Genomic DNA, 19,246 nt, shown 5'->3' with positions numbered 1-19,246 from the left:
CTTCAGACTTATGCTTAATGGAATATGAAACTGGTATAGCAACACCCGATGACCAAGCTTTTTTTTTAAGGTCGATATAACCTAATTCCGCCTATCTAATTTATCAGCAATTTCTAGAATACGGTGACAATTCAACTTGTCATGATAGTCAAAGAAAATACTTTCATTTTTAAAAATTTGGTTCTCATTATTTATTATTTTTTCTACATTTTCTATTACATCATCACTACTGCTACATGAGGCTATAAAAGGTGTTTCCTTATCCGTTATCATTTCACCCCCTCTAATCGCAAGGAAGTTTTCTCTATCAAATGGGTATGTTATTGCAGGCTTACCTAAACGAATAAAGTCAAATACTACCGATGAGTAATCAGTAATTAATAATTTTCCTTTAGATAACAAACTCCCCCAATTCAAGTCTGACATATAAACTAAAGAAACACTGGGGAATTTGAAGTCGATTTTGAATTTAGACATCTTATGATGTAACACTAAAGTAACTTCATAATTTTTTTCACTTGCCAACTTTGATAATTTAGATAACAAGTCATAAATTGATTGATAGTATTGTGATTTAAGGAAGTTTTCTAAACTTTGATGCTCAAGCCAGTTTCTCCAAGTTGGAATGTAAATAATGCTATTACATGGTTCTCTACTAATATTAGGCAAATAATCGTATCTAGAAAATCCTGTAATTTTAATAATATCTTCAGGAAATGAATAATCACTAATGAACTTTTTTCTCTCGAATTCAGATGTAACGCAAAGCATATCTGGAAGCTCATTTCTACATTTCATAGAATAGTAGTCATAATAGAATGATGCTCGACTAAGTGCAGTAACACCATGTTGTAAAAAGATAAGCTTTTTACTGGTTCTGGGCTTTGTATTGAGTTCTCTCCAATAGAGACAAATATCGAGCATTGACACATCAAAAAAGTATCTTCTCGCAAACCCTACATAAAACAGATGCTTAATACTACCATATTCAAGAGTATGACCATACTGACTAGCTTCTTTAATATTCTCCTTTCTGGTAATGAAATAAAAATCATCTATACTTCCAGATTTTTTAAACAAAGCATAACCATTATCAGATATTGTTTTTCCTTCTCTCTCCCCTATTAAAGAAACATTTCTATCAGAAAACTTTGAAGCAACAATGCCAACATTAAAAAACAGCAATGATTTAACAAAATTAAAATATTTATCTATTTTAATTTTTAAAATATAATTAAATGACTTGAAATTTATTTCACTTGTTTTTTTACTACTTTTAAAATCGTTGTAAAATATTTTCTTTAACAATGACAGCTCTCTACCATTTAAGTACCTGAATATATTCATATTACATAATAGGAATCCTTTTATATTTTTAACATCTTCACCTCCACATTTGATTTTTTTATTTAATGATTCAAATTCACAAAGCATCTCTTTAATTAAAAATAGTTTTCTGGCTTTATTTTGAAACTCTAATTCTAAATCCCCTAACGAACTTTCAATATTATTAGACATAATGATGGATTCATTAAAGATTTTAATTATATTCTTATTTCCATGAACCTTCTCGATATAAACAATTTCATCGATGGCACCTACTTTTTCTGCTTTATAATATCCATTAATACAAAAATAACTATCATCTGAATATTTTAAAAAATCTAAAAACTCTAACTCCTTACCACTTAGTAAAAATTCTCTTTTATAAATTCTATTTAAAGGAAATGTATTTTTTAGTAATTTAGGATAATTGCCAATATTCGTCGAATCAATTCTACCTAAAAAATGAGAAGGTTTAGTATATGAACCATTAACTCCGATATACTTTACCCATCCAATTGTAATATCTAAATTATTTTTTTCTGCATGCTGATATAAAGATATTAACCCGTTTTCAACAACACATCCATCTGGTTTCATGAAGAATAAATACTTTCCTCTTGAATTTTTAGCTCCTATGTTAAAGCAGTATCCAATTCCAGAAGCTTTACTCTTAATGACTGAAACTTGACTTAATATGGAGTATTGACCCAATAACGCATTAAACTCTTCATTATCTATATCATACGCTACGATAATGATTTCTATATGTAACTGATAGTTCGATATTGAGTTAATTGTATTATCAATGGACAATGAGCGTTCCCTGATTGGTATGACTAGTGAGATGCTCGGGTTTTGACTTTCCATAATATAGCTATTTGGGAGAGATAAATACTTTCACACTAACATTATAGGGCACTTTGGTACAGAGATAGAGAGAGTATTATTGCTGGCAAAACATAAAACTGCCACTAAACTCCAACAAGGCGGATCTTACTGCCTGTTCTCGACGGCTCTACGTCTAGCCTGAGTAGCATCTGCTCTTTGAGCTCTGAAACGTGTGATATTACGCCTATCATACGGCCACTTTGCTGAAGTTCAATCAGGGTCTGCATAGCTAAATCTAGCGACTCAGGATCTAGGCTACCAAAACCTTCATCGATAAATAGAGTATCCAGCCGTATACCACCACTGTATGATTGGACAACATCAGACAAGCCTAATGCAAGAGCCAGCGCCGCCATAAAAGATTCACCGCCAGAAAGTGTCGCCACATCTCGCGTTTTACCTGTGTACCCATCTTCGACAGATAAATCGAGCCCTCGACCAGCAACACCTTTAAAGCCCTCAGTTTTTCGGACCAATTGGTAACGCCCTCGGCTCATAACACTCAACCTTTGAGACGCTTGAATCAACACATCATCAAGTAAAACGCCCAAAACAAAACGATGTAAGCTTACTCGACTACCTGTTTTTCCGCTTGCCACATCATAGAGTGTGCCAAACACCTTGTATTCATCATCAAGCTGGGTGTTCTTACCCCGTAATTGGGTTATATCTAGCGACACCTTTTCTAAACGATGAAAAAGTGACTGAGTAAGCTCAAGCTCTCTTCGCCTCATAAGATGCTCGGACTCATTCTTATTTACATTGTGCTGGCTAGCTTCTAAATCAGGCTCAATTGCACCAGAAAGCTGCCGCTTTAAGTCAGCAATGGTTTGCTCAATTTGCAAAGTCTTTCGTTCATATTGAACAATTTCATTTTTCCACTCTTCAACTTGCACACATGTAGATTGGCACTCCAAGAAATGTTGTAGTGAAGAAAACACGCCATTTTGGAACACTGTATCCCATTCTACCTTTGCCGTTTGGCTATTATGCAGTGCCTTAGCAAGTAAATCACTATGGGAGTCTATTTGAGATTGAAGATTAGAATTATGTATAACTGCGTTATGTTTAGACTCTTGAGCACGATTTAACTCATCATTAAGCCGCGAAATAGTATTTTGAATCTCTGCACGCTTTGCATCAAGTTGGGAAACCGATTCATAAGCATTTTTAACTGACGATTGAAGATTATTGAGTTGCTGCTTACTTGACTGCAGTGTTGCTAGATTAGCCGATATTTCTTCACGTAATAGACTAATCTTTGCTTCACCATTTTCGCACCTATGACTCAATTCGTTGACCTTCATTTCCAATTTTGACAAGTCAATTAAATCTAGATATTGGTATTGAGCTTTTTGCTTAACAAGCTGGTCTTCAACTATTTCTATCTCTAAGGCTGAGTTGTCACCCAGTTCAGTTTTGGACGACTGAATCAAGGACTCTTGTTGTTCACATAAAGCATATTGACGCTCAAGCTCACTTGCTGCTAAGTTAAACTGATCTTGTGCCACTTTCTCTATTTGACGAGCGTCCTGAACATTCTGCTTAGACACTTCTTTGCCAGCAAATTTTGCGGGTGTAGGGTGCTCACAACTACCACAAACTGGGCAGGGTTGATCAGGTTTAAGCCGCTTTGCAAGAACAGCCGCCTGAGCGCTATGCCAGTGAAGCTCAACTTCATCAGCATATTGGCGTTTCTGTGCTAATTCTTTCTCCAACTGCTGCTTAGTTCGACATTTGACTTCAGTTTGGCTTGAGAGTTGAGCAGCGTTATCAACCAAAGATCGCAGTTTATGAAGATCAGCTAATAACCTCTGATTTTTGACAATTTCAGCCTCAAGAGTGACCTTTGCCGTGACATCTTTTCGTGCTTGATCTAGGTCTTGCTTTCCTTTTGACATGTCGGCGAAAAGCTTATCTCTTAACGCTAGGTATTGTGACAAGGTTTGATCTTGCTCTTTCCCCTTTGCCTCCAACAAAATAATGCTAGATTGTTGTTGAACGAGCTCTTCAAACTTTTGCCGATCTTGCTCTAACTGAAATAACTGTTCGTTTAACTCTGGGAGCTGCTCAGAGTCGAGAGATGCCTTTTGAAGCTGTTGCTCGCATAAAGCCAAATTGGCCTGCGCTTGCTGATGTTCAAGCTTAAACGTTACAATTTTGCTTTCAAACTCTTTGACTTGTGCAAGGCATGATTGCCAGTTTTGATAAGGCATATTGAGCTTTTCTGCCGCTTGAGCAAGTTCAAGTTCTGCATAACGTTTATTAATTATCTCTTTCGCATTAAAATGCGCGTTTAAAGTCGACTGACTTTGATCTAATTTTATAAATTGATCAGCAACCATCTTAGATTGCTCAAATTGAGTTTTAGATTGGTTAAGGCTATCTAAACTTGATTTTTCTTCTGCTTTAGCTTTGCTCAATTGCACAGCCACTTCGCCCAGTTTAGCTTTTAACTCCGCCTCTGAATCCACTTCAGCAACCTTTAATGCACCGCGAATTTGATTATCAAACTCTTCTTTTGATGTCACGATAGAAAGCGCCCGTTCTTTTAATGCAGATTCGATTTTTTTATATATATCAGTTTGAAAAAGCTGACCAAAAATCGCTTCCCTATCTTTGGAGCTTGCCAACAATAGCTCACGAAATTTACCTTGAGGTAATACCATGACTTGACGAAATTGACTTTCACTTAGACCGAGAAGCTGTGTCACATCCACTTTAACTTGTGCTGTTTTACTGGTTATAAGCCGATCGTTCGCAGTGATTTCGTACAATGATGCCGTATGCTTGCGAGTTGTTGTGCCCTCTCCACGAGCTTTAGGCGCTTGCTGCTCTGGCATTCTTGTTACGCGGTAACGCTTGTCGTAAAATGCAAACTCAAATACCACCTCTGTCGGCACTGCTATGTCTGCCAAATCACAACGCATTTGAGCAGCCTGTCTCTCATTACCTGTGGTCTCACCATATAAAGCAAAGCAAATAGCATCTAAAATTGAAGTTTTACCCGAGCCTGTCGGTCCATTGATTAAAAAAAGTGGGCTACTACCAAGTAAACTGAAATCAATCACTTCTGTTTTAGCAAATGGACCAAAGGCTTGTAATGTCAGAGATAGCGGCTTCATTGCGTTTCCTTATGATTTTGACTGAGCTGGGTAATAATTTCAGCAACCGCCTTATCTTGTTCATCACTCAAATGAACACTCTGAGTTTGTTGAAAAAAATCACGGAACATATCTACTTCACTACGTGCCAACTTGGCCGTGGCTAACTCTTTCTCAACTCCCACTAAAATACCCGGTTTTTCTATATGTAGCACATTCGGGTAGACTGTTCTTAGCTTCTCCATAGGATTTAAAATAGCGTGAGTGTCCATTAATCGAACCAGTAAGTAGTCCTCATTATTCGGGTCGTCCTTACCTTGTTCAATAATATTGTTGAGCTCCCCTTCGATAATGCGCATCTGGCGAGGCGCTGTAAGATCAACATGCGTAGCCGACTTAAAACCGCATTCATCAAACTCAACCAGCGTCACGCCTTTTTTATGATGTTGCTCAGAAAAGCTGTATTTCATTAAAGAACCTGAATAACGGATGTAATCTTGTCCTTTTTTCTGCGGCTGATGCAAATGACCTAGTGCCACATAATCAAAATCAACAAAGTGTTCATGACTAACACGATCAGAGCCACCAATAGAGAGCGGCCGCTCTGAGTCAGACCCGATCGCGCCATCAACAAAACAGTGACTTAGCAAAACATTTTTCTGTTCAGGTTTGAATTGAGATTTGATTTCACCCGCTAAAAAGCAATGAGCCTCATCGAAAGTAGATATAGATTGTTTAAAGTAATACCGTACCATTTCAGGATCATTATATGGCATTCCATAGAATGCAACCTCGCCAATGTCACTCTTTATAACAACAGGCCTCAACATATCCTCAAAACTTGATAGGATATGCAGCCCAGCTCTTTTCATTTGTGATGAACCAAAACCAAGTCTTTCAGCACCATCATGATTACCTGGGATGAGAATAATGGGTAGTTTCAGTTCATCACAAACCTGACTGACAAATTTATTCATGATCTCGATTGCCGCCGTTGGTGGAACTGAACGATCATAAATATCTCCGGCAATAACTAACGCATCAACTGGGTTTTCTCTTAAATAATCAATTAATTGGGTTAAAACCGCCTTTTGATCTTCAACAAGGGAAACACTGTGAAATTGACGCCCGATATGCCAGTCAGAGGTGTGGAGAAACTTCATTTTTTTCCTAAGTAAGCCTTATTATTTAAGGCGTATCATAGCACTTCGACACGCCTTCTAACTAGAAGGGTCTTTTAGCTTTAAAAAGTACCATGCTTCTTGCAAAACTTAACCGCTTCATCGATCAAATTAAGCGCCGATTGATCACACTCAGGCAGCATTGCATCACTAACACCAATCGGTGTAACACGCTCTCCCCATTTCAGGTGCACAGCCCCCCAAGTTAGCCCGGCTCCAAAGGCAGCAAACAATATGTTGTCTCCTGCTTTGACTTGTCCTTGCTCAATAGCTTCACAAAGTGCAATTGGGATAGTTGCCGCAGATGTGTTGCCATATTTATTAATGTTTATAAATGCCTTATCACGATCAAGCCCAGATAAATCACATAGAGTTTGAATAATACGGAGATTCGCTTGATGCGGAATAACCACGTCCACATCTTTGGTCGAAAGTTGACTACTTGCCAACACCTTTTGGGCTGCTGCTCCCATCCCTTTCACTGCGCGTTTGAAAATTTCTTTACCGACAAAATGAAATTTCCAGTATCCATTGTCAGCCGCAAAACGATTCATTGAACTACCAAATTTAGGGACCGATAGAATATCCCTACCTTTCGAATCACAGCCTAGTTGTGCACTTTGCAAGCCTACAGGTTTATCGGATTGGCTTAATACAACCGCGCCGGCGCCATCACCAAACAACACAGCGGTTTCTCGCATCGACCAATCGATAAAAAATGATAAGCGCTCTGCACCAATAACTAAAGCATGACGATAACTGCCTGATCGCATCATTTGCGTTGCCGTTTCTAAACTATATAAAAACCCCGTACATGCCGCATTTAAATCAAACGCCATGGTCCCTTCCATACCGAGATTTTGCGAAACTTTTGACGCCATATTAGGAATGAGAGAGTCTGGTGAACACGTTGCAATAATCAAAAGATCAATATCGTTGACTTCCAAACCGGCGCAAGCAATAGCATGTCTGGCAGCTACTGTTGCAAGTTCCGAGGTATTGACATGACTTATTCGACGATTTTCAATTCCTGTACGAGCTTGAATCCACTCATCCGAAGTATCAAGAAAAGTACCTAAATCTTGGTTAGATAAAACAGTAGGTGGAAGGCACTTACCCCAGCCAGTAATTTCTGCATATGTTGTAGTCATTCAAAGCCTTTATTTTTATTTTGTTAAATAGCCAACATAATCGATTGGAACAAATATATTTTCAAAGTATAACTATCGACTATCTTCAGTGTCACCTGATTGATAAAATCAAGGTCACACTTGTGTAGAAAAAACTAAACGAGAGATGATTAATGTCGACATTTAATACACGCTGTCCTTCTTGCCAGAGTATGAACCGTATACCCAGTGAAAGAGTGTCTGAAAGCCCAAAATGTGGCAAATGTTCTAATGAATTACTTGATGGCTTCCCCGTTGAAGGAACAGAGTCGAACTTCGACGCGATTTTAAACAGTAGCCAACCAGTGGTTGTCGATTTCTGGGCACCTTGGTGTAACCCTTGTGTTGGTTTCGCCCCAATTTTTTCCGATCTTGCACTAGAGTGCGTAAAAAACGTTCGATTTGTAAAAATAGATACTGAAAGCCAGACAAACCTAGCAGCTAGGTATCAAATTAGGAGCATTCCAACAGTAATGCTGTTCAAAGATGGTAAAAGAGTTGATATTTTAAATGGCGCATTGCCTAAAAATCAATTTAAGCAATGGCTTAATGAAGCACTAAATAAATAAAAACACTTACATTTGTTGTCATAAAAGGCCTATATTGATTCATGTTATACGGCCTTTTATTTATTTTAAGACCCAAATAGCTTCGAAAAATATTTTTTATCGAAACGACCAAAATTATTCGTTTTACCCCTGCTTAAAATAGCCTCATAGTCGCGCCAAATTTTATACATTCAATCAAACTTAGAGGCTACGACTTTGGAAAATATTCTTGCTCCTGCAGCAAAAGCTCGCATTTCAATCCCTGTTATTGCGCTAGCTCTTTATGCGGTAGCATCAGGCTATTTAATGAGCCTGATCCCACTAATGCTACCTTACTATGAGCTCGACAGCTCATTAGCAAGTTGGTTGGCAAGTATGTTTTACGTTGGTCTTTTGCTTGGTGCGGTCATTAGTGAACCTATAGTGAGTCGATTGGGTCACAAGCATACACTTGTTCTATGTCTGGCAATATTTATCACTACAACGTTAGTTCTGCCAGTCTTGGTACATTCGTCTGTCTGGTTAGTAGCTCGTCTTGTGGCAGGCTTCTCCGTAGCAGGTATATTTGTTGTCGTAGAATCTTGGTTACTGCAAGGCTCTCAAGCGGCCCGAGCTAAACGTCTCGGCTTATATATGGCAGCGCTTTATGGTGGCAGCGCAATTGGACAATTGGGGATTAGCTATGTGGGTATCGATGGGTACTTGCCTTTCCTTATCATTAGCATCTTAGTTTGCTTAGCCATTGCTGTTGTTTTATTTGGACGATGTGAGCAACCTCAGTCCGAGTCCATTGCATATTTAACAGCAAAGCAAATTTTAAAGCTTAATCATGCGGCCATTATTGGCAGTATTGTATCTGGGCTCATTATCGGCGCTGTGTATGGCATGATGCCTATTGAACTTGCGGCACAGGGTATTGAAGACTCCGATATAGGGTCACTGATGGCGCTTATCATACTCGGCGGCATGCTGGTACAGCCAATAGTGCCTTGGATGTCAAAATATTTAGGTCATACACTATTAATGGCGTTTTTCTGTCTATTGGGTACTCTGGCGGTCAGTTTGGTTATGTTTGATAACGACATGCGCCTAATGGCTTTGGGTCTATTTTTGCTTGGTATGGCTGCGTTTGCTTTATATCCAATAGCCATCAATCTTGGCTGTGACAATTTAGATTCCAAGTACATAATATCAGCGACTCAAGTCATGCTGTTTAGCTACAGCATAGGCTCAGTATTAGGCCCAGTTATTGCTGACCAGTATATGTCTCAAGAGCATACTTTACTGGGATATTTATTCTCTATTTTGCTGGCAACTTGTCTGTATATGCTTGCTGCAAGCTTAAAGTTCAAGAATCATGTGGTAGCAGGAGAATAAGTTGAGCTATCTCTTTCTAATCTAAATGGAGCAATGATTCATCAGCCAGTTCCCGATGATTCATTGCTCAACAATCAATCCATTACTGGACAGTTTTCTTTATTTTCACTTTAAACCCGACAGGTGACATAGTGAATGCAAATTGCTCAGTAACATTTTCCGGCTTTTGCTGTGGTTCAATGCTAAATTGTTTAAACAATGCATGAAAGGCCAGTTTGATTTCCATAATCGCTAATGAGCGCCCGGGGCAAAGCCTTGAACCTCCGCCAAACGGTTGCAGGTTCGAAAAGGAAGCTCCTGTCTTTTCTATCCACCGTTCAGGGTTAAACGAAGTGGGATCCTCAAATAAGTCAGAGTCAAAACCACTCGCATGGAGCATAGCAAAAATAGGGGTGCTTTTTTTAACCTCTACCCCACCAATATCAGTATCATGGTTAGGTTCTAAATAAAGTTGCGGAGCAACAGGCTTCAAACGCATCGCTTCGTACATAATCGCTGTTACATAAGGCAGACGAGCAATTGGCCAGTCTAATACCCGAAAGTCACCAGTAGCATCAAGTTCATTGTGCAGAGCAATCTCGCTATCATTATCGTTGCTGACTAAAAATGCCATCCAAGCGAGAGTATTCGCTGTGGTATCTTCCCCTGCCAGTAAGACGGTAATCGCATTCGCAATGATATCTTCATCAGTTAAGGACGCGTCCAGTTCCTGCTCCAATAACATGATTTGCAGCATATTTTCTGGTGAACCTTTAAGGGTTGGCTCTTGTGTCAGACGAGCACGTTGCTTCCCGATGCATTCGGAAACAAACTGCTTGAGCTCCTCGACACTCGCATCAAACTGCCTATCTTTACTGGTTTTGAAAAAACGCCATAAGGGTATAGGAGACTTACATCGTAGATTTACAACAGGGAAAACACGCTGAATACAATCTCTGACTGAAGTATCCGCTCGCTCAATTGAGTTAAAATCTTCACCAAAAGCTAAGAGTGAGGTGACATCCACGGTATACTTTTTAAACTCATTAACTAATTCAACAACCTCTCCAGATTCTGACAAGGCATCAAAACGCTTTATCAAACGTTCTGTAATCATGCACAAATTAGGGTAAAAGTGTTTTAAGTGACTAGGCTGAAACATTGGTTCCGTCAGTTTTCGGTGATGCTTCCACCTTTCGTATTCAGAAGAGAAAATGCCATTAAGCCCAACTTCATCAAACACACTTTCAATACTTTTTAAACGGCGAAACTCACTAGGTCGGGACTTTAATATCGACTTAATTTGAGCAGGATCAGACAACACAAGAACATCTTTTAGACCGAGTTTGATTCGAAACTGAGCGCCGTATTCTTGTATCCAAGCCAACATCTGCTGATGTACATTTGTTTTCTTTAAATAGCTAACGTGTCCCAAAATACCAGCCGTAGGAGGCATTGGCAGCTGCCCAATTTTTTGCATCTCAATTTCCTTAGTGTCATCAAGATATTACTAACCAAACACAATTATACCTTATGAATTCAGTAACAAATTTATAAAAATCATGAAAAAACAATGATTAAAATGTCATTAAATGATTTACCCATTTCGCATAGGACTATGAATAGAAATTAGGTTTGTAAGATTTACAGAATGAGAATAAAGGTTGAATTCGTTTTGTTAGCAATTAAGAGAAGTGCTTCTATGGCAGGAATTTATGATTTGAAAACAATAATGCTTCTTGGTTTTGATGTTTAAATGAAATGGAGGCGCGTCCCGGAGTCGAACCGAGGTCCACGGATTTGCAATCCGCTGCATAGCCACTCTGCCAACGCGCCTGATTTGATATTTAGTTTTGAAGAGAAAGTTCAGATGGTGCCCCGGGCCGGACTTGAACCGGCACAGCGCGAACGCCGAGGGATTTTAAATCCCTTGTGTCTACCAATTCCACCACCAGGGCAACGCATAATGCGATGGTCAACACCATCTCAGCGAGCCTAACCCGCTGGAACGAGGCGTACTTTAACCTATTATTATTTCAGGTCAACAGAATTTTAGTCTTTTTTATTCAAATGGTTAAAAAGCCATCTCAACCGCACGTTCGTCAATCAGAGTGAAATTCCAACTTAGTTCAAAATATTGAGCCAAACTAATACTTAAATTGTGAAACTTCTGAATTAAGTTGCTCTGCTTGAGAAGACAGTCCCTTTAAAATAGTATCGACATCTCCAACCTGACTGGAAACCTCCGATGAGGAATCAGTGATAGACGTAATACTATCTGTAATATTGTTTGTCACAGATTGTTGCTCATCTGTCGCAGCCGCTATTTGAACATTCATTTCGTTTAGGTCAGTTAACATAGTTACAATCTGTTCGAGCATCTGAGCATTTGTGTCACACGTTTCTACGCCTTTTGACACTGTTTCATTGGCATTAGTTATACTTGTTGACACGTCACCTGTCTCTTTTTGCAACGACTCTATCTTCTCTCTGATTTCTTCAGTCGAAGACTGAGTTCTTCCGGCAAGATTGCGGACTTCGTCGGCTACCACTGCAAAACCCCGCCCCTGCTCACCAGCGCGCGCGGCTTCTATAGCAGCGTTAAGAGCCAATAAATTAGTTTGTTCTGCGATTCCTTGGATAACATCCAGTACTTCTGCGATGGAGTTGCTCTCTTTATCGAGACGACTGATTGCATCTACAGCGGTTTGCATCTCCTCATTGAGCTGAGAGATCTCTGTGCCCAAATTTCGGCCAACACTTACTCCCTGGCTACCAGTTTCATTCGCATTTTTGACAAATTCTGCTGCTCGGTTGGCAAACTCTGCAACTTCTGAAATTGAGTTCCCCATTTGGTTGATTGCTGCTGCAACAGATTCAGCGCGTTCGTTCTGGTCTGTTACCGCCAACCGAGTACTATTCATACTCCCACTCATGCTATGAATATTGTTATTCAGATCATCTGTTGCTTGGGCAAACTTCCGAATTATGTCTTGAAGATGAGCAAATAAAGAATTAAGCGACACAGCTAAATCCGTCATCTCATCTTTACCATTTTCATCAAGGCGCTCTGTAAGATCGTTCTCATTACTGATGCGTTTGATTTTATTACTTGCCTTACTAATTGGTTGAGCGATACTCCTTCCCAAAAAATAAGAAACGCATATGGCAACAATTACGCCAATGACGATACTGATAACAACGGTGATAAATTTTGACTGAATCAATGCTTCTAAATCTGCTAGGGCTTCATTTTTATTGATTTCAGTAACAATTGCCCATTTTAAACCTGCGGCATCGAGGGGGGAATAGACAGATAAAACTTCAACTCCCCTTTTGCCCGTTACAACATCAGTGCCATTTTCTCCACTAAGTGCTGATTTGACGCTTGTACTACTGACTTTGTAGCGACCAATTGCAGAGGATTTTCCTTCTATTTGTTCTAACGTCGCCGCTGGTACACCAAATGTTTTAAGTTCTGAAAAATATTGTTCTGGCGACTCGATCAAAAAGCGCGATTCACTTCTTAATAATTCATCAGGACCAACTAAGTATGTTTCTCCCGTTTGCCCTAAACCTGCATATTGCCAATTTTCTCCAAATGTCATAATGCTATTTATCTTATCAACCGGCATCTGGAATATTAGGACTCCTACAGTGCTACCATCCACCACAATGGGTGTAGCAATGAAAGAGGCAGCGGCTTCATATGAAGGAAAATAGGGAGAGAAATCTTCTAAGTAATACTGCGAGGGGCTAATATTCAAAGCTTGTTTAAATGCTTGCGCTATACCAGTAGACGCATAAGGTCCGGAATACAGGCTCGTTGCGTAGTCTAATTCTTTAAAAACTGAGTAGACAATATTCCCACTCGTATCAACTAGGAAAATATCATAGTAACCAAACTCTTCCAAAAACCCTTTGATACTCGGATGATAGGTTCTATGGACCTCATCATATTCTGTACCTAAAGAGTCTGCCATAAGTTGATGCTTATCACCCAGTTGGTTTGGGTTCACACCAATATAACGGGCCTGTAGTGCTTTAGCTTTGCCCGATAACTTGGCTAAGACTTGTAGCTCATTAGCACTTTGACCACCATTAGTACTCCGATATGTTTCACCAAAACCAGACGAGTAGTAGTCCGATAACTTATTCATATCCGTTGAGCTGACTAACTCAACAGGATATCTCTCAAAGGCATCTGAAAACGCAACCATAGCGTCCTTGACCCCGATAGAATTAGCCACGGTTACCATTTGGCCACGAATCTGTTGAAAATAGTTTTCGATTTCACTTTTTTTATTTTCTCTAATCGATGTCAATTGACTCATCGCTCGCTGATATAATGCTTGCTCTGATAACACCGACGCTCGCCAACCCACAAATGTACCAGTGGCAACAACCGCTAGACTACACAACAAAGTCGAAGCTATGACTATTTTTGTGGCAATTTTCATATGAAGCCCTTATGCGGTACTTTGTGCCCGCAGTTTATTATTTTGAGCCTAACCGTCTAACGTAACCAACACGGCTATTGACATTATTGTAATATAATAACCCTGTTTTATCTAAGTTTTATCTAAGTTTTATATTCACTACTTGAAGCCATTTTGATACAAATTAATCTAAATATATCGGTCGATATTAGGTCACATTCTCATGCTAGAAAGTCATTCAATAGCCTGTTTTGACTCTGATTTTTCCACCATAAATGATTCTTTTTGGTCCTTTTTATAAAAAAATCCAGATAATATTCTAGTAAAATTCATCAAATCATTAGTGAATATTTCCAGATTTCACTACCTCGCAGCAAAAAAACCAGTAGTTTCATCTGTTTTTTAACGTTTGTAAGGATTAGTTTACTCTCGAAAGAGTGTTCAGCAGGAGGCAATATTTAACAAATTAGTTACACTTAGTCCAACTGGCATGGCCGACATTCACAACTGGATAATGTCTATATATTAGTGTTAAAAAACAGGTTTACCCAATTATCCAGAATAGTGTTTCAATATGATTAAAAACTCAGAATGTCATAAAGTGGCCACGCCCGGAGGATGTTAATTAATTGCTGCCAGAGAATGCAGCACAACAAGGAGCTTGATATGAACGTTCAGGCATTACCCATGAATCGATTTATCGACCACCATGGCCAGGTCATCAAACCACTTCCAGAGTGGGCTGATGTAGCAACGCTGAAAAAGTTCTATCGTGACATGGTTGTTGCACGCACCTACGACAACAAAGCTGTCGCATTACAACGAACCGGAAAGTTAGGTACCTACCCATCACACTTGGGTGCAGAAGCCTTTGGTATTGCCATTGGCCATGCATTAAAACCTCAAGACGTTTTCATTCCTTATTACCGGGATATGCCCGCAATGTGGGTGCGTGGTATTGGCATGGAGAAAAACCTCCAGTACTGGGGAGGCGATGAACGTGGTAGCGATTTTGATTTCGAAGATAGTGAACTTACATGCCACGATTTACCTTACTGTGTTCCTATTGCAACTCAGTGTACTCATGCAGTGGGTGTTGCTGCTGCATTAAAAATTGCTGGTGACCATAATGCTGCTCTTGTCACATGTGGTGATGGTGCAACGTCAAAAGGTGACTTTCTCGAATCAATCAACTGTGCTGGCACTTGGAATATTCCGTTAGTATTCGTGGTAAACAACAACCAATGGGCAATTTCAGTCCCAAGAGCCCTGCAATGTGCTGCTGACTTCCTCTCTGAAAAAGCTAAAGGTGCAGGTATCCCTGGAATTACCGTTGATGGTAATGATGTCGTCGCTATGTATGATGCGATTAAAACTGCTCTGCACAGAGCAAAAAAAGGTAAAGGCGCAACTCTGATTGAAGCTATTAGTTATCGTCTGAGCGATCATACTACAGCTGATGATGCGAACCGTTATAGAAGTAAAGATGAACTCAATCAAGCATGGCAATATGAGCCTATAGAGAGATTGAAAACTTACTTATCAAATCAGGGGCACTGGTCTGAAAAAGATGAAAAAGCTCTTCTAGAAAGCGCAAAAATAGAAGTAGAGAAAGCCGTTGAACGTTACCTAAACCTTCCACCTCAGGCACCAGAAGCGGCATTTGACTATCTTTATGAGTCTCCGGTTTCAGAATTAAACAAGCAGCGTGATGAGCTGGTAACTAAAGCAATGCGTATGCAAGGTGGTAAGCATGTCTGAGATTACATTAGTTGAAGCAGTAAACCTTGCTCTTCACCACGAAATGGCAAACGATAACAATGTCATCGTCTTAGGAGAAGATGTTGGTGATAATGGTGGCGTGTTTCGAGCAACTGTCGGCCTTAAAGATAAATTTGGCTTTAAACGGGTTATCGATACTCCATTGGCAGAAGCTTTGATCGGTGGTGTCAGTGTAGGAATGGCTACGCAAGGACTAAGACCAGTTGCCGAGTTTCAATTTCAAGGATTCGTCTTTCCTGCTTTAGAGCACCTGATTTGCCATGCTGCAAGAATGCGTAATAGGACACGTGGGCGTTTAACTTGCCCTGCTGTATTTAGAGCACCGTTTGGAGGTGGCATTCACGCACCAGAACATCACTCTGAGAGCATTGAAGCTTTATTCGCTCATATACCTGGCTTCAGGGTTGTGATTCCTTCTTCACCACAGCGCGCTTACGGCCTATTACTAGCAGCCATTCGAAGTAACGATCCCGTTATGTTCTTTGAACCTAAAAGGATCTATCGTACTGTTAAATCGAATGTTATTGATAATGGTGAGGCACTTCCTCTTGATACCTGCTTTACATTGCGTAAAGGCAGAGACCTTACTCTTGTTACATGGGGAGCCTGTGTCGTTGAATCATTACAAGCTGCCCACCGCTTATCTGAGCAAGGTATCGAGGCAGAAGTGATTGACCTAGCCAGCATTAAACCTATCGACATGGATACGATCTTTAAGTCTCTCAATAAGACTGGACGCTTACTCGTCGTCCATGAAGCGAGTAGAACATGTGGGGTTGGCGCTGAAATTATTGCACGAGTAGCTGAACAATCCATGTGCACATTGAAAGCTCCGCCTAGGCGTGTAACTGGCATGGATACTGTCATGCCATATTATAGAAACGAAGACTACTTTATGATTCAAGAAGAAGACATTGTTATTGCAGCTAAAGAACTCATGGAGGATTGGAAATGAGATCGTTTTTACTACCGGATCTTGGTGAAGGACTTGCAGAGTCAGAAATAGTGCAATGGCATGTAAGCATCGGTGATATGGTCAAATTAGACGAGATCATTTTGACTGTAGAAACAGCAAAAGCCGTTGTCGACGTACCTGCGCCATATAGCGGAAAAATTGTAAGCCGTCATGGTGAAGAAGGTGACGTAATCAACATTGGTAGTCTTCTACTAGAAATTGAAGAAGAAGGAGCAAGTGAGAACAGCAAAGAAAGACAAAAGGATGCTGCAACAGTAGTTGGCAACGTTTCCAGCCAAACTCACAAAGTTGATGTTGATGATTTCTGGATCGGAGCTTCTCGTAATACTGACGATAACTCTCCTATTACCGCTATGCCTTCAGCACGACTATTAGCTAAAAAGCTTGGAGTCGATTTATTGAAGTTAAAAGGCAGTGGACACGACGGTATGATCACCGATTCCGACATTTATGAAGAAGCAGGCAAACAACAACCCGGTACTGAGGTGTTAAAAGGTGCACGTCGAACCATGGTTGGGACTATGTCAGAATCTCATCACAATGTCGCCTCCGTAACGATTACAGAAGAAGCATTGCTTGAGAACTGGGTAAAAGGTGAAGATATTTCTGGCCGTTTAATCCAAGCTGTGGTTCATGCTTGCCAAAAAGAGCCAGCATTAAATGCTTGGTTTGATGCCGAAACAATGACTCGTTGTGTCCACAGTACCGTGAATATTGGTATCGCTGTGGACAGCAATCATGGACTATATGTACCTGTTTTACGCAACGCAAACGAAGTAAAAACAGCTGATATTCGCTCATGGCTCAATGATACTGTCGCTGGGATTCGTGATCGTAAAATTGGCCGCGAGCAACTGCAGCATGCAACTATTACTGTGTCTAACTTCGGTGCTATTGCTGGGATCTATGCTACTCCGGTAGTCTCACCACCTCAAGTTGCTATCGTCGGTGCAGGGCGAATCATCGAAAAAGTCGTTATGCGAAATAATGAAGCAGTTGCGGTTAAGGCTATGCCATTATCAGTAACATTCGATCATCGAGCTTGTACTGGCGGAGAAGCAGCACGTTTTACCAAGCTCATGGTTGAACATTTAGAAATGAAACTCAAATAAACACATTTTGGGAGCACAGGACGAAAATTTCACATTGAAAGACTAATGCTCCCCTGCGATCACTTGGTTGCGGCCATTTGTCTTGGCATTGTAGAGTGCGATATCAGCGCGCTCTACAGCGCTTTGCCATTCTTCATCATGTAGTTGTGTTACACCAAAGCTGGCGGTACAGCGGTCTTTTTTACTCGGTAGCATTCTAGCCTCTTCTATTTCTTCCCGCAGTTTTTCCGCCACAATCAACGCTTTTTCAACATCAGTATTAGGCAACAAAACCATAAACTCCTCTCCTCCATAACGAAAACTCAAATCGTCCCTGCGGGTGTGGAGCTTGAGCACTCGCCCCGTTATACGTAATACCTCATCGCCTACCTGGTGGCCATAAGTATCATTGACTTGTTTAAAGTGATCAATATCAAGCAAAACAATCGATAACGGTTGGTCATGTCTATGTGCCCTGGCCACCTCAGTAGGAAGCAGCTCTTCGAGTGCACGTCGGTTATACAATTGGGTCAATTCATCTTTGATCGCACTATCATGAAGCGTTGCTACTAATCGGCCTGTAAGCATCCAAGTTATTGAAAAAAAGATAAGAATAATCATAAGCAATGTACTAACAAATGCTAATTGATGTACGGTGCCCGCACGCATGAAGTCATTGATAGCACCATCAAATATTGTCCAACCAAAGCGGAAAAAATTATAACTAGCCTGTATTGCCAACCCTACAGACAGCAAAAGTGTTGAAGTAGAAATATCCGTGCTTTTACCTTTATGATTAGCTATAACGGCAACGAAACACATACTCGAAATATATACTGACATCAAAATTACCCTCGCATTAGTGGAAGGCATAAAAAAGGTAAAGTAAGTTAATCCTATAACGAGGATTGGAAAGCTGTAAAAACCGACGTTAGAGAGCTTCACACTAAAACTTTTGAATTGGCAAATACCCAATAACAGCAAAATATAGCTGAAAGCCATTAAAGAATTGGCTAGGATTTTCGATAACCACAAACTAATATTATTGCCGAAACTAAGGAAGAAAAAACTTACAGAAAGTAATAAGAGTGATGTGGCAATGGTGTTAATACCGCGTACACTTGGCTGAAGTCTCTGAATCAAAAACAACCCTATGCAATAACACACTGACAACAAGACACAAATTATTGATAAAGTTGCAATATCTAGATGTATTGTCATTCAGAAAACGCCCCATAACTTGCCTTATAGGTTTAGTTTAGGAAATCTACTAAGATTCAGTGCCCTTTCAAGCTGATTTTTATTAAATAATACAGGAATGAAATTTCAATTAATCCCGATAATTGGTAAAACAACTATCGGGATGGCCTTCATATTTGAGGGTTT

Annotated in this window: 12 protein-coding genes and 2 tRNA genes; 5 read left to right on the top strand and 9 right to left on the bottom strand. The window is 40.0% G+C overall.

All coding sequences use genetic code 11. The features are described 5' to 3' along the window. Positions 1-81: 81 nt before the first annotated feature. The 4 genes from OCV27_RS18765 to OCV27_RS18750 form a co-directional block, all read right to left on the bottom strand. Positions 82-2,139 (bottom strand): CDP-glycerol glycerophosphotransferase family protein, encoded by a 2,058-nt coding sequence (locus OCV27_RS18765; RefSeq protein ID WP_337969440.1) that lies wholly within the window; start codon positions 2,137-2,139, stop codon positions 82-84. 158 nt (positions 2,140-2,297) lie between these two features. After that, positions 2,298-5,339, bottom strand: a complete 3,042-nt coding sequence (locus tag OCV27_RS18760) for an AAA family ATPase (protein ID WP_125321286.1) — start codon at positions 5,337-5,339, stop codon at positions 2,298-2,300. Next, complete coding sequence (locus OCV27_RS18755) at positions 5,336-6,481, bottom strand: exonuclease SbcCD subunit D (protein ID WP_125321284.1); 1,146 nt, start codon at positions 6,479-6,481, stop codon at positions 5,336-5,338. The genes OCV27_RS18760 and OCV27_RS18755 overlap by 4 nt, the downstream gene beginning before the upstream one ends. Positions 6,482-6,561: 80 nt before the next feature. Beyond that, positions 6,562-7,650 (bottom strand): ketoacyl-ACP synthase III, encoded by a 1,089-nt coding sequence (locus tag OCV27_RS18750; protein ID WP_125321282.1) that lies wholly within the window; start codon positions 7,648-7,650, stop codon positions 6,562-6,564. Between the two features lie 152 nt (positions 7,651-7,802). Between OCV27_RS18750 and trxC the strand changes: the two genes are divergently transcribed. Continuing rightward, positions 7,803-8,237, top strand: a complete 435-nt coding sequence (trxC, locus tag OCV27_RS18745) for a thioredoxin TrxC (protein WP_125321281.1) — start codon at positions 7,803-7,805, stop codon at positions 8,235-8,237. Positions 8,238-8,432: 195 nt separating this feature from the next. Then, positions 8,433-9,593 carry an MFS transporter gene (locus OCV27_RS18740; RefSeq protein ID WP_125321279.1) on the top strand — a complete coding sequence of 387 codons (1,161 nt, stop codon included), beginning with the start codon at positions 8,433-8,435 and terminating at the stop codon, positions 9,591-9,593. Between the two features lie 82 nt (positions 9,594-9,675). On the opposite strand, the gene OCV27_RS18735 is transcribed toward OCV27_RS18740, so the two are convergent. The 4 genes from OCV27_RS18735 to OCV27_RS18720 all read right to left on the bottom strand — a co-directional run bounded on the left by OCV27_RS18735 (position 9,676) and on the right by OCV27_RS18720 (position 14,032). Then, entirely contained in the window at positions 9,676-11,052 is a 1,377-nt protein-coding gene (locus OCV27_RS18735; protein ID WP_125321277.1) for a cytochrome P450, read from the bottom strand. 282 nt (positions 11,053-11,334) lie between these two features. Next, a tRNA-Cys gene (locus OCV27_RS18730) sits at positions 11,335-11,408 on the bottom strand. 35 nt (positions 11,409-11,443) lie between these two features. Continuing rightward, a tRNA-Leu gene (locus OCV27_RS18725) sits at positions 11,444-11,530 on the bottom strand. A gap of 189 nt (positions 11,531-11,719) precedes the next feature. Then, positions 11,720-14,032: a methyl-accepting chemotaxis protein gene (locus OCV27_RS18720; RefSeq protein ID WP_125321275.1), complete on the bottom strand. Its 2,313-nt coding sequence runs from the start codon at positions 14,030-14,032 to the stop codon at positions 11,720-11,722. A gap of 645 nt (positions 14,033-14,677) precedes the next feature. Between OCV27_RS18720 and pdhA the strand changes: the two genes are divergently transcribed. The 3 genes from pdhA to OCV27_RS18705 are packed head-to-tail and all read left to right on the top strand — an operon-like array spanning position 14,678 to position 17,881. Then, positions 14,678-15,772: a pyruvate dehydrogenase (acetyl-transferring) E1 component subunit alpha gene (gene pdhA / locus OCV27_RS18715; RefSeq protein ID WP_125321273.1), complete on the top strand. Its 1,095-nt coding sequence runs from the start codon at positions 14,678-14,680 to the stop codon at positions 15,770-15,772. Further along, positions 15,765-16,748, top strand: a complete 984-nt coding sequence (locus OCV27_RS18710; protein WP_125321271.1) for an alpha-ketoacid dehydrogenase subunit beta — start codon at positions 15,765-15,767, stop codon at positions 16,746-16,748. Before pdhA ends, OCV27_RS18710 begins: the two co-directional genes overlap by 8 nt. After that, positions 16,745-17,881: a dihydrolipoamide acetyltransferase family protein gene (locus tag OCV27_RS18705; RefSeq protein ID WP_185759781.1), complete on the top strand. Its 1,137-nt coding sequence runs from the start codon at positions 16,745-16,747 to the stop codon at positions 17,879-17,881. Before OCV27_RS18710 ends, OCV27_RS18705 begins: the two co-directional genes overlap by 4 nt. 42 nt (positions 17,882-17,923) lie before the next feature. Here OCV27_RS18705 and OCV27_RS18700 read toward each other — a convergent pair whose 3' ends face one another. Beyond that, the gene (locus tag OCV27_RS18700) at positions 17,924-18,703 is read right to left on the bottom strand and encodes a GGDEF domain-containing protein (RefSeq protein ID WP_245986733.1); all 780 of its coding nucleotides are present in this window, start codon (positions 18,701-18,703) and stop codon (positions 17,924-17,926) included. Positions 18,704-19,246 lie beyond the last annotated feature (543 nt).

The sequence above is a fragment of the Vibrio pectenicida genome (assembly GCA_024347015.1).
Taxonomy (GTDB): domain Bacteria; phylum Pseudomonadota; class Gammaproteobacteria; order Enterobacterales; family Vibrionaceae; genus Vibrio; species Vibrio pectenicida.
This window is presented reverse-complemented; position numbering and strand designations above follow the sequence as displayed.

Bases quoted from the DNA above. Each gene is read 5' to 3' on its own strand.
- OCV27_RS18760 (WP_125321286.1), bottom strand. From the start codon at position 5,339: ATGAAGCCGCTATCTCTGACATTACAAGCCTTTGGTCCATTTGCTAAA.
- OCV27_RS18755 (WP_125321284.1), bottom strand. From the start codon at position 6,481: ATGAAGTTTCTCCACACCTCTGACTGGCATATCGGGCGTCAATTTCAC.
- OCV27_RS18750 (WP_125321282.1), bottom strand. From the start codon at position 7,650: ATGACTACAACATATGCAGAAATTACTGGCTGGGGTAAGTGCCTTCCA.
- trxC (WP_125321281.1), top strand. From the start codon at position 7,803: ATGTCGACATTTAATACACGCTGTCCTTCTTGCCAGAGTATGAACCGT.
- OCV27_RS18735 (WP_125321277.1), bottom strand. From the start codon at position 11,052: ATGCAAAAAATTGGGCAGCTGCCAATGCCTCCTACGGCTGGTATTTTG.
- OCV27_RS18720 (WP_125321275.1), bottom strand. From the start codon at position 14,032: ATGAAAATTGCCACAAAAATAGTCATAGCTTCGACTTTGTTGTGTAGT.
- pdhA (WP_125321273.1), top strand. From the start codon at position 14,678: ATGAACGTTCAGGCATTACCCATGAATCGATTTATCGACCACCATGGC.
- OCV27_RS18710 (WP_125321271.1), top strand. From the start codon at position 15,765: ATGTCTGAGATTACATTAGTTGAAGCAGTAAACCTTGCTCTTCACCAC.
- OCV27_RS18705 (WP_185759781.1), top strand. From the start codon at position 16,745: ATGAGATCGTTTTTACTACCGGATCTTGGTGAAGGACTTGCAGAGTCA.
- OCV27_RS18700 (WP_245986733.1), bottom strand. From the start codon at position 18,703: ATGTCAGTATATATTTCGAGTATGTGTTTCGTTGCCGTTATAGCTAAT.